The sequence below is a fragment of the Lutibacter oricola genome (genome assembly GCF_900106565.1).
Classification (GTDB): Bacteria; Bacteroidota; Bacteroidia; order Flavobacteriales; family Flavobacteriaceae; genus Lutibacter; species Lutibacter oricola.
Genome location: NZ_FNNJ01000002.1, coordinates 16,217 through 31,768 on the forward strand (window position 1 = coordinate 16,217; position 15,552 = coordinate 31,768).

Sequence of the window (15,552 nt, forward strand, 5' to 3'; positions counted from 1 at the left end):
TTATGAAAAAATATATTTTAATAGTAATAGCGTTTTTAGGAGTTTTTACAATAAACTCTTGTTCCGAAGATGATTTGGAATTAACAAACCCTAATCAATTATCGCCTGATACATTTTTCTCAAACGAGTCTCAAGTACAATCAGCGGTTAATGCAGCATATGCAAATTTACAACCTATAGGACTTTACGGTAGGTTAATGTTCTATATGATGGATAATATGTCTCACGAGCAATCAGGAAATGGTCAGCAAGAAGGAGATAAAGTTACTTTTTACGATTTCTCATTCGACTCTAGTAACAATCAAATAAAAGATTATTGGGATGGTTGTTATAGAGGAATTAACAAATCGAATTTTGTTATTAGTAATAGTGAAAAAATTAATGGACTTTCTGATGGTGAATTAAGCGCAGTAAAAAAAGCAAAGTATATTGGAGAAGCACGCTTTTTAAGAGCTTATTACTACTGGTTATTAGTAAATAGATTTGGTGATGTTCCAATTTATTTAGGAGATGGTTCAGACAATCCAGAAGGACAACCAAGAAGTCCAAAACAAGATGTAATCCAATTAATAATTGATGATTTAAAATATGCTTCAACAAATTTATTAGATAAAAGTGCAGAAGCAGATTTGGGAAGAGCAACAAAAGGAGCTGCACAAGCATTTTTAGGTAAAGTATTATTGTATGAGCAATCTTATGATTTAGCATTGGCTGAGTTTAAAAAACTTTCTGGTTATTCTTTAGAAGATGATTACTTCAATAATTTTATGGAAGAAACAGAACATGGTGTAGAATCTATTTTTGAAGTAGAATATGATGTTGCTTTAGGTACAAGTCAAAAATGGTGGTCTGCAGTAACAGGTACAGGACCAAATCATGCAACTTTAAGAGGTCAAGATTATGGTGTTTTAGATTGGTTTAATGTATATCCATCAGATGATTTAGTAGCCGAATTTGAGCCAGGAGATAATAGATTTGCAGGTAGTTTTTATGTAGTAGGTGATACTTATAACAATGGAGCAAATACATTTGTTGAGTCTGATTTTGCTGAAAATGGAGGAAATATTAGACCAGTTGCTTGGAAAAAATATCAAAACTATTACAAGCAAACTTCAGAAAACCAAGAATCAGGAATTAATGTAAAAATTATTCGTTATTCAGATGTATTATTAATGATGGCCGAATGTGAAAATGAAGTTGGTACACAAGCAAATGCAATTGGATACATTAATCAAGTTAGATCTAGAGCAGATTTAGATGATTTGCCAACTAACCTAACTAAACAAGCAGTTTTTGATGCAGTAGTTCACGAAAGAAAAGTTGAATTATCTGGAGAGCAAGTTCGTTTTGATGATATGATTAGATGGGGAATAGTTGCAGATGAATTAGCAGGAACAAATTTCCAAGCTGGTAAGCACGAGTTATGGCCAATACCAGATGCTGAGATTAGTTCTAATGTAAGCATTGGAGCAGAAAACCAAAACCCTGGATATTAATAAAAGAGTTAATAATTGAGTTTAAAGTTAATTAATGACGGGTTTAAATACTCGTCTTTAATTAACAAAACCTAAAAAATATTTTATAATTATTATTAAAATAAAATACATTATGAAAACAACGAAAATTATAGGCTTATTGTGTTTAATTATTTCATTTTGGTCATGTGATAATGACGATGAAGTTGTTGTACAATTAGAGCAGCCAACATTTACAATTACACAATCAGAAGAAGATACAAGTATTTATTATTTTGAAAATACAACTCCAAATAAAGATGAATTTTATAGCTATTGGGAGTTTGAAATTGCAGGAAAAAAATATGCAGATTTAGCAGGCCCAGTTGAATATCAATACAAAGTAGATGGAGATAAAATAGTAACGTTAACTATGGTTAGTTCTGTAGATGCTTTGCAAACTACTGAAAGTATTTCTGTGGTTGTACCAGTTGATGAAGGATTTTTAACAAACCCTGATAATTTAATTGTAAATGCTTATTTAACTGAAGGAGAGGGAGATGAGTTTGATAACTGGGGTAAATACAATGGAGGAGAAAGAATGTCTGCAACTACAGATGCACTTGTAGGGCCAAGAGCAATGTATGTTAATAATGGAGCTGATGGAAATGCTTGGGATGCACAATTTGTTAGTGATGCTATTGAAACTGAAGTAGGAGAAAGTTATACTTTTTCTGTTTGGGCTAAAGGAGATCCTGTAGCAATTCGTTTTTCTACAAAACCAGATGCAACTGCACAATACGGACCAGATTATACATTAACTTCAGAATGGCAACAGTATTCTTGGACAATTACAGCAAATGAACCAATGACTAATATTTCATTAGATATGGGTGCAACTGGAGGTTCTTTTGTAATTGATGCTATTGAAGCTGTAAAAGGAACTGAAGCTTTACCATTACCAAGTGATGATAGTTTAGTATTAAACGGAGGTCTAGAAGAAGGTGAAGGAGACGAATTTACTAATTGGGGTAAATGGAATGGTGGAGAAAGAATGTCTGAAGAAACTACAGATGTGTTAGGTGGAGCAAGAGCATTATATGTAAATAATGGTGCTGATGGAAATGAATGGGATGCACAATTTGTTAGTGATGCTGTTACTACAGAAGTTGGTGTAGAATATGAAGTGTCTTTATGGGCAAAAGGAGATGCTTGTATTGTTCGTTTTTCTACAAAACCAGATGCAAGTGCACAATATGGCCCAAATTATACGATTACTTCAGATTGGGAGCAACATACTTGGACATTTACGGCAAATGAACCAGAAACTAACATTTCATTAGATATGGGTAAATCAGCAGGTAGCTTTATTATAGATAATATTAAGCTTGTTAAAAAAGAATAATTACAATTTTATTAGATAAACTAATATTTCAATTATGAAAATAAATAAATTATTAATAGTACTTTTTATTTCAATTATTTCATTTTCCTGTTCAAATGGAGATGGTGAAGATTTGTTGGGAACAGAAGTAGAAATTCCAGAAGTTCTGCAAGCATCATTTGAGTATACAATTTCATCTGATGACCCTTTTGTACTGCTTTTAGAGAATACAACAACTAGTTCAGCTTCATTTAGCAGTTATTGGGATTTTGGTTTAGAAAATGGAACTGAAGCCGATGAACCTGGAATTGATGAAGTAAGATATAACGAAAGTGGAGAATACGAAATTAAATTATATGTAATTTATGATGGAGTAACTACTACAGCTTCAAAAACAATTAGAGTTGATGAAAACGGAATTTGTCCAAATGGTTTCTGTGGTTCAGGAAGTTCTGAAAGTCTAAAAGCTGCAGCAACTACTTTTTCAGTAGGTACAATTACAAGATCTGCTTGGGTTAATGCAGGCGGTCAACATACCGATATTTTAAAGCAAGAATTTAACAATCTTACTTCGGAATATGAAATGAAAATGAACATTATGTATCCTTCAGAAGGAAGTTATGATTTTAGTGCTGCTGATGCTATTGTAGATTTTGCAGTGGCAAATGATATTAATGTTCACGGACACGCTTTAATTTGGCACAATGCAACACCTTCTTGGGTAGAGAATTTCTCTGGTACTGATGCAGAGTTTGAAGCAATGGTTGAAGATTACATTACAACTACTCTTACTAGATATAAAGGTAAGGTCAGATCTTGGGATGTAGTTAATGAAGCTTTAGAAGATGGTGCTGGTCATCCATTAAGAAATTCAGTTTTCAGACAAAAAATGGGAGACGATTATATTAAAAAATGTTTCCAATTTGCTAGAAATGCCGATCCAGATGTGTTACTTTTTTACAACGATTATAATATGGCAGCGAGTTCAACAAAAAGAGCTGCAATGTTTGGTATAGTTGACGATTTAGGTGATTTAATTGATGGTGTTGGTGGACAAATGCATATTTCTTATGATGGTCCTTCGGCTTCACAAATTCAAAGCTTAGCTGATGGTGTAGTTTCAAGAGATTTAAAATTGCATTTTGCTGAACTAGATATTAGAGCAAATCCTAGTAATGACTTGACTTCATTAACTAATGAAAGAGCAGAAAAGCAAAGAGATAAATATGAGGAAGTTGTAAAAATTTACAATTCAATTCCTTTAGATAATAAATTTGCATTAACTGTTTGGGGTGTTAGAGATAATGAATCTTGGTTAATTAATTTCTGGGGAAATGACGATTGGCCATTGCTATTTGATGCTGGTTATAACAAAAAACAAGCCTATTTTGGGTTCCTAGCAGGATTACAATAATAAAAATTAAATTAAGGTAGCGGGTTTAAAATATTGAAAGATTCTCATTCTTTTCAAGTTTTAAGCCCGTTTTTTTATAGCAAAAATTATGAAGAATATAAGAGTATTAATAACAATTATAGTGTTTGTATTTATAACTTCTGGCTGTGGTAAAAATAAGCCAGTAGAACCTAAAATAAACGAGTATTCCAATCCAATACTACAAGGTTTTTATCCAGATCCAAGTATTTGTAAAGCACATGATTCTTATTATTTGGTAAATTCCACGTTTGCGTATTTCCCAGGAATTCCAATTTTTAAGAGTAACGATTTAGTGAATTGGGAACAAATTGGAAATGTGTTAGACAGGCCAGAACAATTAGATTTAGATGGTTTAGATGTTTCACGAGGTGTTTTTGCGCCTGCAATTCGGTATAACAATGGGATTTATTATGTAACCTGCACAATTGTTGCTGGTAAAAACAATTTTTTTGTTACAGCTACAAATCCTGAAGGACCTTGGTCTAATCCAATTTGGTTACCTGAAGTTGAAGGAATTGATCCTTCACTGTTTTTTGATGATAATGGAAAAGTTTATATAATTTACAATAGTGATGCTCCGGATAAAAAACCGTTGTATGAAGGGCATAGAACTATTAAAATGTATGAAATTGATGTTGTAAAAGGAAGCGTAGTTGGAGAACCAATAATTTTGGTAAATGGTGGCTCAGATTTTTCTAAAAAACCAATTTGGATTGAAGGTCCACATATTTATAAAAAAAACAGCTTTTATTATTTATTAGCTGCTGAAGGTGGAACAGCTGAAGATCATTCGGAAGTTGTTTTTAGAAGTGAAAATGTAAAAGGCCCTTATATTAGTTATAAAAATAATCCAATATTATCACAAAGACACTTAAAGGAAGATAGACCAAACCCTATAACTTCAGTAGGTCACGCAGATATTATTGAAGATGCAAATGGCGATTGGTGGGGTGTGTTTTTAGGTTGCAGACCTTATGAAGATAACCATTACAACACAGGAAGAGAAACATTTATGGCTCCTGTAAAATGGGAAAATAATTGGCCAGTTTTTGATTTAGGAGGAGATGTTGTAAAACAAAGCTACCCAACACCAAACAATATTGTAAAGCAAAAAGAATCATTTAAACACAGCGGTAATTATACATTTAAGGAAGAATTTGATAATGCTGAATTAGATTTTGAATGGTTGTTTTTACGTACACCAAGAGAAAAATGGTACAATATTTCAAATGGAAGCTTACAAATTAATACACGATCAGAAAGTGTTTCTAACCTTGTAAACCCAAGTTTTATTGGGTACAGACAACAACATTCACAAGGAAGTGTAAGTACAGAAATGGACTTTAATACTTCAAAAGAAAATGAAAAAGCAGGTTTAATTGCATTTCAAAATAATGAATATTTTTATTATATGTGCAAGTCTGTTTCAAAAGGTAAACCAGTAATTCAATTGTTTCAATCTACAAAAGATAGTATGAAGTTATTAGTAGAGAAACCATTAAAATCAAGCGCTTCAGTAAAATTAAAAATAGAAGCAAAAGGAAGCGCATATAGCTTTTTATATGCTGAAGAACAGAATCAATGGAAAACTCTAAAAGATAATGTAAATGCTCGTTTTTTAAGTACCAAAACAGCTGGCGGTTTTGTTGGAACTATTTACGCAATGTACACAACTTCTTTAGGTGAAGAAAGTAAAAATGTAGCCCAATACAATTGGTTTCAAATTGAAAATATAAAGTAAGCTATTCCTATGAAAAAATTACAGATCTATTTAGTATTGTGTTTTGTTCTAACCATATTTAATAAAACTATGTTAAACGCTCAACAGCAAGGAATTAATCAGCAACAAAAATTAACTCAATATATTGGAACTTGGTATAGTGCAGATAATATTGAAGATGATTTTTTAGGAGATTCATCTAAAATTAAAATGGTTGTTACTCCAAAAATTTCAATTAATAATGCATTACAAGTTGAAGTTTTTGAGAAAAGAGATAATAAATGGAAAACTATACTTGTAGAGTTAATTTCTTATGATAAAAAAAGCAATCAAATTATTGCAAATGGTACCAATGAACATAATGAAAGTTTTATAGGAAAAGGCAGGTTTATTGGAGAAGATGTGTTAATAATGAATGATGAAAACTTGCTGTTAGAAGCTATAATGACAGTTAAATTTTATTTTATCAATAGTACTGAAGTAGTTTTAAAAGCAACAAATCCAAAGGGTAAAGAGTTGTGGTCAGTTAAATATATTAAGCAAAATTCAAAAGATAAAAATATTGGTGTTCAGTTAGTTTCAGTAAAAGATTTAATGAATGAAAACCCAAAAGAAACCTTAAAACAATTAGGTAGAATGGGATATAGTTTTATTGAAAACTTTGCGTATCAAGAAGGTAAGTTTTATAACAGAAGTCCAAAGAGTTTTAAAAAGTTGGTTGAAGCAAGTGGTTTAAAATTTAAGGGTTCAATGGTGTTTAAAAACTTTTTAGATTCGAGTAAGAAAGAAGTAATGTCTTGGTGGAAACAATGCATTAAAGATCACGCAGAAGCAGGTGTAAGTTATATAATCACTTCAAGTAATGAATTAGATAAAGTAAATACATTAAAAGATGTTGAACTGTATGTTAATTATTATAATGAAATTGGTAAAATGTGTTCCGATAATGGAATTGAATTTGGAGTACACAATCACACCAAAGAGTTTAAAAAAATTGGTGATAATATAATTTATAATTATTGGTTAGAAAACACAAACCCAAATTATGTATTTTTTGAAGCTGATTTGTATTGGATGAAAAAAGCAAAAGTGAATCCAATAGATTATTTTACAAAATATCCAGGACGTTTTTATAGTTGGCACGTAAAGGATGAAAAAGAATTAGGTTTAAGTGGTGAAACTAATTTTGAAGCTATCTATAAACTTGCAGAAAAAGCAGGTTTAAAATACAATATTGCTGAAATTGAAATTTATGATTTTTTGCCAATAATTAGTGCCGAAATGGCTTATCGGTACTTATATTATAATAATTTTGTGAAATGTTATAAATAACAAATTATGAAATTGAGATATGTTTTTCTTGTTTTAGTTTTTTCTGTTTTTTCAATTAAGGCACAAAACCTATTACCATTTAATTGGGAATTTAGTTATAAAAAAGATTCAGTTTTTACAGTTAATAACAATGTTAATTTGTTGTTGTCTTGGGAAAGGCAGGGTTTATCATATTTAACTCCTTCAGGCAAATTAAGTACGAGATTTAAGATTCCTAAAAATACAAATAAAGCAAGCTACATTTTAGAAGTTTGTCTACTACTAGATGTTAAAGATATTTATATAAACGGAGTTTATATTGGAGGTGATATATCAAATAAATTTAAATGGTCTGCTAATCCAAAGTATAATATTACAAAGTTTAAAATACCTAACGACGTTCTTTTTATAGATAAAGAAAATACCATTGAAATTAATTGTTCTAATTTTTCATACACGGGAGGTAAAAGTCATAATAGTGTTAAATTTTATGCTGAATATAAATTTGACAATTCTAAAATTGAAATAAGCTTTAATTCTGAAAATCATTTGTTTGAAAAATCATCTGAAGTCTTATTCAATTTAAATATGAATTTAAATTCTGATGCCGAATTGGATATTTTCATAAGAAACGATTTTGCTGATACTTTGTTTGTGAAAAATGCTTTTGTAAAAAAGAATACAAAACATTTTCGGATAGATTTGAGTAAAGAAAACTTGGCTCCAGGTTTTTATGAAGTTATTGTAAATGCTAAAAATATGGGTTTTAGTGGTGCTGTAAGTTGGTTTACTGTAAATCCTACTAAAATTAAAAATACATACAACAAACCAGCTGATTTTAACCAATTTTGGGATATAGCAATTGCAGAATTGAAAACAATTCCTCCAAATTTCAAAGTTAAAAAAATTGACAGTTTGTGTACTTCAAAAAGAGATGGTTTTATTGTTGAAATGAAATCAATAAATAACTTAACAATAAGAGGCTATTATTTTGTGCCAAAGCAAAAAGGAAAATATCCTGCATTACTAAACTTACCAGGTTACGGTTATGGTTTTGAAAATTTAGATGAATTTTTAACTGTTGATGAAGATGTAATTGAACTGGCTTTTTGTGTTAGAGGTCACGGCATAAGCGATAAAATTGTTGAAGATAAATTAGAAAGTCCAGGTTTTTTTGGACATCAAATATGCAATAAAGAAGAAAGTGCCTATCGTCAAATATATATGGATTGTATAAGAGCAGTTGAATTTTTGGTTTCAAGAGAAGAAGTAGATTCATCAAAAATAGGAGTATTGGGAGGTAGTCAAGGAGGTGGTTTAGCTTTAATGACAGCAAGTTTGGCTTCAAAAAGCATTAGTGCCTGCGCTTATTTTGATCCTTTCCCAACCGATTTAAAAAATCATTTAAGGATTCGAAAGCTTATAAATGGTGAAATAGAAGGTTTTTTAAATTTTTATAATAACTCTTGTGATTTTAAAACTGCAATGAATAATCTAAATTATATAGATACAATTCATTTTGCAAAAATGATAAAATGCCCAACTTTATATATTACAGGCTTATTTGATGATGATTGCCCTCCAAGAATTGGTTTTTCAGCCTATAACAAGATCAAAAGCGAAAAAAAATTTAAAATATTTCCAAATGATAGCCATATTGGAGAATCTGGATCAAAAAAAGAGATGATGGCTTTTTTTAAAGATCAGTTTAAGTTTTAAAAATAAAAAAGGAGCAATATATAATTGCTCCTTTTTTTATCTAACTTAAAACAAACATTAATTACAAATAGGGTTTAAGAGGAACTATGGTTCCATCTTCTTTATAAGTTATTTCAGCAACTTTTACCGATCTTAAATGTGTTACACCTTTAGATAAAGAAGAATCGTGGTAAAATAAGTACGATTTTCCATCAACTTCACATACCGAATGGTGACTTGTCCAACCCACAACAGGTTCTAGTATTTTACCTTTATAAGTAAATGGTCCGTAAGGATTATCTCCAATAGCATAACAAATAAAATGAGTATCTCCAGTAGAGTAGGAGAAGTAGTATTTTCCGTTGTATTTGTGCATCCAAGCAGCTTCAAAAAATCGTCGGTCATTATCTCCTGCTAATAGCAAATTGCCTTCTTCATCTACTATTTCTAATTTTCTTGGAGTTTCATCAAACTCTAATAAATCATCAGACATTTTTGCTGCAATTGGTAACAATGCAGGTTCATTATCTTTTGGTAAAAAGGCTGTTGGGCTATCTGGTTGTTCTGCATTAAACTTTCCAGTTCTCCAGCGTTGCAATTGTCCGCCCCATAAACCACCAAAATACATATAATAGCTACCATCATCATCTTTAAAAACAGCGGGATCTATAGAAAAACTTCCTTTAATTGCTTCTGGTTGAGCTTTAAAAGGACCAGTTGGAGATGAACTTGTTGCAACTCCAATTTTAAAAATTCCATCGTAAGCTTTCGCAGGGAAAAATAAATAGTAAGTTCCATTTTTTTCGTGTGCATCTGGAGCCCACAGTTGCTGTTCAGCCCAAGGAACATCGTTTACGTGTAAGGCTAAACCATTATCAACAGCTTCACTATCAATAGTATCCATTGAAAGAACGTGATAATCTTCCATAGCAAAATGACTTCCTAAATCGTCAAATGCTTCACCAGCATCAATATCGTGCGATGGGTAAATGTAAATTTTTCCATTAAATACGTGAGCCGATGGATCGGCAGTGTACATATGCGAAACTAAAGGTTTAGAAATTGCCTTTTTATTTAATTCATCAAAATCTATATGTTGTATACTTTCTTCAGGCATAATATGTTTTATTTAGTTCTTCTTTCTTTTAAATCATTTTCAATTTGAACTTCAAATTTTTTGTTTATTTCATAGAAAAATAGAAGTCCAGTTCCTATTAAAAAAGGAATTGCAGGGTAAATACTTACTAGCATTTTACTTCCAATTATAGCACTTTCAGATTGTATTGCTAATTCAGCATTGTAGCCATAACTACCAAGTATTGCAGTTAAAAGAGCACTTCCAATACTTAAACCACCTTTTAAGCCAACCATCATTGCTGAAAAAATAATAGCAGTTGCTCTTCGGTTTGTTTTCCATTCTGAAAAATCTGCTACATCAGCAATCATTGCCCATAAAAGAGGAATGGTAATTCCATAGAAAAAACCGTGCAGTATTTGCGAAATAAACATCAACTTTACAGATGTTGCTGGGATAAAGTAAAATAGAATAATAAATATTGTTGAAAGAAATAAGAAAACGCCAAAAACATCTCTTTTTCCATATTTGTCTGCTAATTTTTTAGAAAACATTATACCAACAATCATAAAAGTAATTCCTCCGGCATTAAATAAACCAAATCCTGCAGAAACTGGATTTTCACCAAAGAAATTCATTCCAATATCTGATAAGAAATTTAAAATTGGTTGTAAAAATTGAGTTAATGCAGTTTCATCAACAAAGTTTTCGAAATAATACACATACGAACCACCTTTTAAAGCAAGTGTAATAAACACTAAAGTAGTTAGCGTTAACATTATTATCCAAGGTTTATTTTTTATAAGGTCGCCAATGTCTTCTTTTAAACTTGATTTTTGTTCTGGTTTAGGAACAATTCTTTCTTTGGTTGTAAAAAACGTGATTAATAACATTATGGTTCCAATAATTGCCAACCAAGTCATTACAATTTCAATTCCAACCGCTTTATCTCCACCACCAGCGGTTTCAATAATTGGCAACATAAATACTTGTACAAAAAATTGTGCAATCATTACAGCAACAAAACGGTATGACGAAATACTATTACGTTCTCCCATATCACCTGTAATTACACCACTTAAAGCCGAATAAGGTAAGTTGTTTGCTGCATAAAGCATCAATAATAGAGTGTAAGTAATAACTGCGTAAATTACTTTTCCTTTGTAGTCAAAATCAGGAGTACTAAAGGCTAATAAAGCAACTGCTCCAAGAGGTACAGCTGTCCATAAAATCCACGGACGAAATTTCCCCCATTTTGTATGTGTTCTATCTGCAATAGCTCCCATTATTGGGTTGAAAGCAAAGGCTGCAATTAAACCAACCACTAATATTATTATAGAGGCATCGTTAGGTTGAAGCCCATAAATATCTGTATAAAAATAGGCTAAATATGTCATTAGGGTTTGGAAAACCAAGTTTGCAGCAAGGTCTCCTAGACTATAACCAATTTTTTCTCTAATTGATAATTTTTCGTTGTTCATAAGGGTTAATTGTTGAGGTTAAGTAGGGTATTGTAGGCTTCTTTTGGTTGAAATTGTCTATCAAATAAAAGAGGATGATTTGTTCTACCATTAATTGGCCAATTGTTTAACCAAGAGCTACCATCATTTACTCCCCAAAAAGTAACTCTGCTAATTTTATCTTGATGTTTTAATAGTAAGTTGAAAATATCTTGGTAACGTTTTGCAAGTTTTTTTTGCATTTCTAGAGGGAATTTAGATCGATAAGGGTCCATTTTAATATCGCCTTCATATTGTTCATAACTTTGTTCAACAGCAGCGCCATTTAAATCCCAAGGATTTGGTAATACAGTTACATCTAATTCTGTAAAACTTACTTTTAAGCCTAATTCTGCATAAGCAAGTATACTATTTTCAATATCTTCTAAAGATGGACCATCTAGACTATAATGTGCTTGCATTCCAATACCATCAATTTTAATTCCTTTGGCTTGAAGGTTTTTAACTAACTTAACAACACCAGCACGTTTTTTAGGTTTCCATAAGTTATAATCGTTGTAAATTAAATTTGCTTTAGGGTCTGCTTTTGAAGCTAAATCGAAAGTATATCCAATATAATTTTCTCCCATAACTTTTAAAAAGTTAGATTCACGGAAAGTTCCATCTTCATTTAAAGCTTCATTAACAACATCCCAAGTATGAATTCTACCTTTATATCTTCCCGCAACTGTGTTTACTTGTTTTTCTATATGTTTTGCCATTACAGTACTATCTTTTATTTCATTCATAAAAGGAGCAATTTGTGAATGCCAAAGTAGAGTATGACCTACAATATGCATATTGTGTTTCTCGCCAAAGTCTACATATTTATCTGTCATATCAAAATAAAAGGTATCAGGCTTTGGATGCACATACATCCATTTCATAATATTTTCTGGAGTAATGGTGTTAAATTCACTTGAAAGAATGTTTATACCAAGCGAATCGGTTTCAAGTATATGATTGTCGTTTATAGCAGCACCAATTAAAAAGTTGTTTTTAAACTTTTTTTGAAGAGATATTTTGGTTGTTGAAATAGGTTCTTTTTTCTTTTTTGAAGTACAATTAATACTTACTATAACTATAAGTAATAGAAGAAGTGTTTTAGTTGAATTTATCATTGTGGTTCAGTAATTTTTTATGATTAACTACATTAATATGGTATTGGTTAAATACCGTTTAATTTTATATGATAAATTTATTGTTAGTATGTTTAAATGAGTAAAACGGAAAGAGCAAACAGTAATACATTTGTTGCAAAAGCAGAGTTAATAGTACTAAGAGCTACATTTTAGTAAATTAGTAACAAAATTTAGAATAAAGTTTAAGTTATAATTCTAGACAGAAAATAGTGTAAACATATTATAAACTATGTACTCAAACAAGTTGTGGTTTTGTGTTTACTTTAATGAAATTTAGAAATTCATTTAGCTTAAATATAAAAAAAGCAGTTTAGAAAACTAAACTGCTGATTTACATTGTTTAAAATTTTGTAGCGTGATGCAGAATTGAACTGCAGACCTCCGGGTTATGAATCCGACGCTCTAACCAACTGAGCTACCACGCCTTTTTTGCGATTGCAAATATAAAAATAATTTATTTGTTACCACAAATAAATTCTAATTATTTTTTACTAAAATTTAATTTTTTTTAAATGGATTATTTCTATATATTGTACACATAAATTTAAAGAATGTCAGCAAAAATAAAATTTGAAATAGAGTTCCCTATTCACGCTTCAACAAAAATGTTATATCAATATTTTGCAACGCCATCAGGCTTATCTGAGTGGTTTGCAGATAACGTAAATTCAAGAGGTGAATTATTTACTTTTATATGGGATGGTTCAGAAGAACAAGCTAAAGTACTACAAGAAAGACCAGAAGAAAAAATAAGATTAAAATGGCTAGAGGATGAAGATCCTAAATCATATTTTGAATTTAGATTGGAAATAGATGCTATAACTAAAGATGTATCTTTAATTGTAACAGATTTTGCAGAAGAAGATGAAATTGAAGAATCTAAAATGTTTTGGGAAAACCAAATTGAAGAATTAAAGCATACTATAGGAGCTTAAAACAACATAAGAAGAATAAAAATTAACCTTGATAATTCAAGGTTTTTTTATGTAGATTTGTGTCCTAATTATTTTTACTATGATAAATTTTAATGGAGCTTTAATAGAAAAAGAATCTAATATTTTTAATGCAGCAAATAGGGCATTTAAATATGGAGATGCTGTTTTTGAAACAATTAAAGTTAAAGAGTTAAAAGTAATTTATTTAGAAAGTCATTATTTTAGATTGATGGCTTCTTTACGTATGTTGCGTATGGAAATTCCATTAAACTTTACAATGGAATATTTTGAAAAAGAAATTATATCAACTGTAGAAATAAATAACCTAAAAAATGCTAGAGTTAGATTTAGTGTTTATAGAGAAAATGGTGGTTTGTACACTCCAGAAACAAATGCTATTGGGTTTTTAATTGAAGCTTCAGGATTAAATGAAACAATAAAAGAGCAATATACGCTAGAATTGTATAAGGATTTTTATATAAACTCCGGTTTGTTATCTACATTAAAAACTACAAATAAGTTAACAAATGTGTTGGCTAGTATTTATTGTAATGAAAATAATTACGATAATTGTATACTGTTAAATGAAAGAAAACAAGTAGTTGAAGCTATTAATGGTAATATTTTTTTAGTAAAAGGTAGCCATATTATAACTCCACCTATTACAGATGGCTGTATTAAAGGAGTAATGCGTAAAAAATTAATTGAATACTTAGAGTCTCAAGATGAGTTTACGTTTGAAGAGAGCTCAATTTCTCCGTTCGATATTCAAAAATCGGATGAAGTTTTTATAACAAATGCTATTGTTGGCGTTCAACCTGTTACAAATTATAGAAAAAAAGTGTTTTCAACAGTAGTTGGTACACAGTTAAAAGAACTTTCAAATACGTTAGTTTAACGATGGGTTTTTAGGTGCGTTTGCCCAAATTTGATATTCACCACCAATTTTTAATAATTGTTGTTTCCAAATATCATTGCTATTAACATCTAATAGATTAGGGTAATTGTTGTTTGTAACTATCCAAGAAGTTTCTTTTAATTCTTCATTTAATTGGTTAATAGACCAGCCAGAATAACCTAAGAAAAACCGAATATCTGTAGGTTTTACTGTTTTGTTATTCAAAAGTATTGTTAATGATTCAAAATCTCCACCCCAATAAATACCTTTAGAAATTTCTATACTATTAGGTATGCTATCTGGTATTTGATGTATAAAGTATAAGTTTTCTTGTTCAACAGGTCCGCCACTATATACTTTAAATTCACAATCAATATCAGGTATTAAGTCGTTGAGAACAAATTCAGTAGGTTTATTTATAATAAATCCAATGCTTCCTTCATTATTATGCTCGGTTAAGAAAATAACCGACCTATTAAAATCTTTATCACCTAAAATAGATGGCTCAGAAATTAATAGTTTACCTTTTGATGCTTTTAAAGTTGGCATATAGAATTCGTTTTTTTTTCAATATAGTAAAATTTAAGACAAAAAAAAACTCTCTATAAAAGAGAGCTTTTAAATAAGATAATTTCTTATGTTTAGTTTACAGCATCGCTAAATCCAGCACCTGCTTTGAACTTTACAACGTTTTTAGCTGCAATTTGGATAGTCTTTCCAGTTTGAGGATTTCTTCCAGATCTTGCTGCTCTTTTAGATACAGACCAAGTTCCCCATCCTACTAATGCTACTTTACCACCTTTTTTAAGTGTTGCAGTTACATTATCTGTTAATGATTCTAAAGCTGCTTTTGCTGCTACTTTTGAGATGCCTGCATCAGCTGCCATAGCATCAATTAATTCTGATTTGTTCATAATTTAAATATTAAATTAATTGGTTAAACAATTTATTTTGCTTTTTAAAGCGTTGACAAAGTTAGACGGAATAAGGGCTTATGCAAG

General features: G+C 30.4%; 13 protein-coding genes and 1 tRNA gene. 8 read left to right on the forward strand and 6 right to left on the reverse strand.

Annotated elements, in window-relative coordinates:
* Positions 1-2: 2 nt before the first annotated feature.
* The 6 genes from BLU40_RS04785 (at position 3) to BLU40_RS04810 (ending at position 9,023) form a co-directional block, all read left to right on the forward strand.
* Positions 3-1,496, forward strand: coding sequence for a RagB/SusD family nutrient uptake outer membrane protein (locus BLU40_RS04785; protein WP_090120429.1), 1,494 nt, complete (start codon positions 3-5; stop codon positions 1,494-1,496).
* Positions 1,497-1,608: 112 nt separating this feature from the next.
* The gene (locus BLU40_RS04790; RefSeq protein ID WP_090120432.1) at positions 1,609-2,859 is read left to right on the forward strand and encodes a carbohydrate binding domain-containing protein; all 1,251 of its coding nucleotides are present in this window, start codon (positions 1,609-1,611) and stop codon (positions 2,857-2,859) included.
* Positions 2,860-2,893: 34 nt separating this feature from the next.
* Positions 2,894-4,252 carry an endo-1,4-beta-xylanase gene (locus BLU40_RS04795; RefSeq protein ID WP_090120434.1) on the forward strand — a complete coding sequence of 453 codons (1,359 nt, stop codon included), beginning with the start codon at positions 2,894-2,896 and terminating at the stop codon, positions 4,250-4,252.
* A gap of 88 nt (positions 4,253-4,340) precedes the next feature.
* Complete coding sequence (locus BLU40_RS04800) at positions 4,341-6,014, forward strand: glycoside hydrolase family 43 protein (protein ID WP_090120436.1); 1,674 nt, start codon at positions 4,341-4,343, stop codon at positions 6,012-6,014.
* A 9-nt stretch (positions 6,015-6,023) separates the two neighbouring features.
* Positions 6,024-7,325, forward strand: coding sequence for a sugar phosphate isomerase/epimerase family protein (locus BLU40_RS04805; protein ID WP_090120439.1), 1,302 nt, complete (start codon positions 6,024-6,026; stop codon positions 7,323-7,325).
* Between the two features lie 6 nt (positions 7,326-7,331).
* On the forward strand, positions 7,332-9,023 hold the full coding sequence (locus BLU40_RS04810) for an acetylxylan esterase (RefSeq protein WP_090120442.1): 1,692 nt from the start codon (positions 7,332-7,334) through the stop codon (positions 9,021-9,023).
* Positions 9,024-9,084: 61 nt separating this feature from the next.
* On the opposite strand, the gene BLU40_RS04815 is transcribed toward BLU40_RS04810, so the two are convergent.
* From BLU40_RS04815 to BLU40_RS04830, 4 genes are all read right to left on the reverse strand, one after another.
* Positions 9,085-10,119: a glycoside hydrolase family 43 protein gene (locus BLU40_RS04815; RefSeq protein ID WP_090120445.1), complete on the reverse strand. Its 1,035-nt coding sequence runs from the start codon at positions 10,117-10,119 to the stop codon at positions 9,085-9,087.
* Between the two features lie 8 nt (positions 10,120-10,127).
* Entirely contained in the window at positions 10,128-11,558 is a 1,431-nt protein-coding gene (locus BLU40_RS04820; protein ID WP_090120448.1) for an MFS transporter, read from the reverse strand.
* A 5-nt stretch (positions 11,559-11,563) separates the two neighbouring features.
* Positions 11,564-12,697, reverse strand: a complete 1,134-nt coding sequence (locus tag BLU40_RS04825) for an endo-1,4-beta-xylanase (RefSeq protein ID WP_090120451.1) — start codon at positions 12,695-12,697, stop codon at positions 11,564-11,566.
* Between the two features lie 372 nt (positions 12,698-13,069).
* Positions 13,070-13,143, reverse strand: a tRNA-Met gene (locus BLU40_RS04830).
* Between the two features lie 126 nt (positions 13,144-13,269).
* On the opposite strand from BLU40_RS04830, the gene BLU40_RS04835 reads away from it, so the two are divergent.
* Complete coding sequence (locus BLU40_RS04835; protein ID WP_090120453.1) at positions 13,270-13,653, forward strand: START-like domain-containing protein; 384 nt, start codon at positions 13,270-13,272, stop codon at positions 13,651-13,653.
* A gap of 79 nt (positions 13,654-13,732) precedes the next feature.
* A complete protein-coding gene (locus BLU40_RS04840; RefSeq protein ID WP_090120455.1) occupies positions 13,733-14,551 on the forward strand; it encodes an aminotransferase class IV in 819 nt (272 codons plus the stop codon).
* On the opposite strand, the gene BLU40_RS04845 is transcribed toward BLU40_RS04840, so the two are convergent.
* Positions 14,543-15,100, reverse strand: a complete 558-nt coding sequence (locus BLU40_RS04845; RefSeq protein ID WP_090120457.1) for a YqgE/AlgH family protein — start codon at positions 15,098-15,100, stop codon at positions 14,543-14,545. The two genes, BLU40_RS04840 and BLU40_RS04845, sit on opposite strands and share 9 nt — an antisense overlap.
* Before the next feature lie 92 nt (positions 15,101-15,192).
* Positions 15,193-15,465: an HU family DNA-binding protein gene (locus tag BLU40_RS04850; RefSeq protein ID WP_090120461.1), complete on the reverse strand. Its 273-nt coding sequence runs from the start codon at positions 15,463-15,465 to the stop codon at positions 15,193-15,195.
* Positions 15,466-15,552 lie beyond the last annotated feature (87 nt).

Excerpts from the sequence above, each read along its gene's own strand:
- BLU40_RS04835 (WP_090120453.1), top strand. The coding sequence starts at position 13,270 with ATGTCAGCAAAAATAAAATTTGAAATAGAGTTCCCTATTCACGCTTCA.
- BLU40_RS04820 (WP_090120448.1), bottom strand. The coding sequence starts at position 11,558 with ATGAACAACGAAAAATTATCAATTAGAGAAAAAATTGGTTATAGTCTA.
- BLU40_RS04785 (WP_090120429.1), top strand. The coding sequence starts at position 3 with ATGAAAAAATATATTTTAATAGTAATAGCGTTTTTAGGAGTTTTTACA.
- BLU40_RS04805 (WP_090120439.1), top strand. The coding sequence starts at position 6,024 with ATGAAAAAATTACAGATCTATTTAGTATTGTGTTTTGTTCTAACCATA.
- BLU40_RS04810 (WP_090120442.1), top strand. The coding sequence starts at position 7,332 with ATGAAATTGAGATATGTTTTTCTTGTTTTAGTTTTTTCTGTTTTTTCA.
- BLU40_RS04825 (WP_090120451.1), bottom strand. The coding sequence starts at position 12,697 with ATGATAAATTCAACTAAAACACTTCTTCTATTACTTATAGTTATAGTA.
- BLU40_RS04845 (WP_090120457.1), bottom strand. The coding sequence starts at position 15,100 with ATGCCAACTTTAAAAGCATCAAAAGGTAAACTATTAATTTCTGAGCCA.
- BLU40_RS04850 (WP_090120461.1), bottom strand. The coding sequence starts at position 15,465 with ATGAACAAATCAGAATTAATTGATGCTATGGCAGCTGATGCAGGCATC.
- BLU40_RS04815 (WP_090120445.1), bottom strand. The coding sequence starts at position 10,119 with ATGCCTGAAGAAAGTATACAACATATAGATTTTGATGAATTAAATAAA.
- BLU40_RS04790 (WP_090120432.1), top strand. The coding sequence starts at position 1,609 with ATGAAAACAACGAAAATTATAGGCTTATTGTGTTTAATTATTTCATTT.
- BLU40_RS04840 (WP_090120455.1), top strand. The coding sequence starts at position 13,733 with ATGATAAATTTTAATGGAGCTTTAATAGAAAAAGAATCTAATATTTTT.
- BLU40_RS04795 (WP_090120434.1), top strand. The coding sequence starts at position 2,894 with ATGAAAATAAATAAATTATTAATAGTACTTTTTATTTCAATTATTTCA.
- BLU40_RS04800 (WP_090120436.1), top strand. The coding sequence starts at position 4,341 with ATGAAGAATATAAGAGTATTAATAACAATTATAGTGTTTGTATTTATA.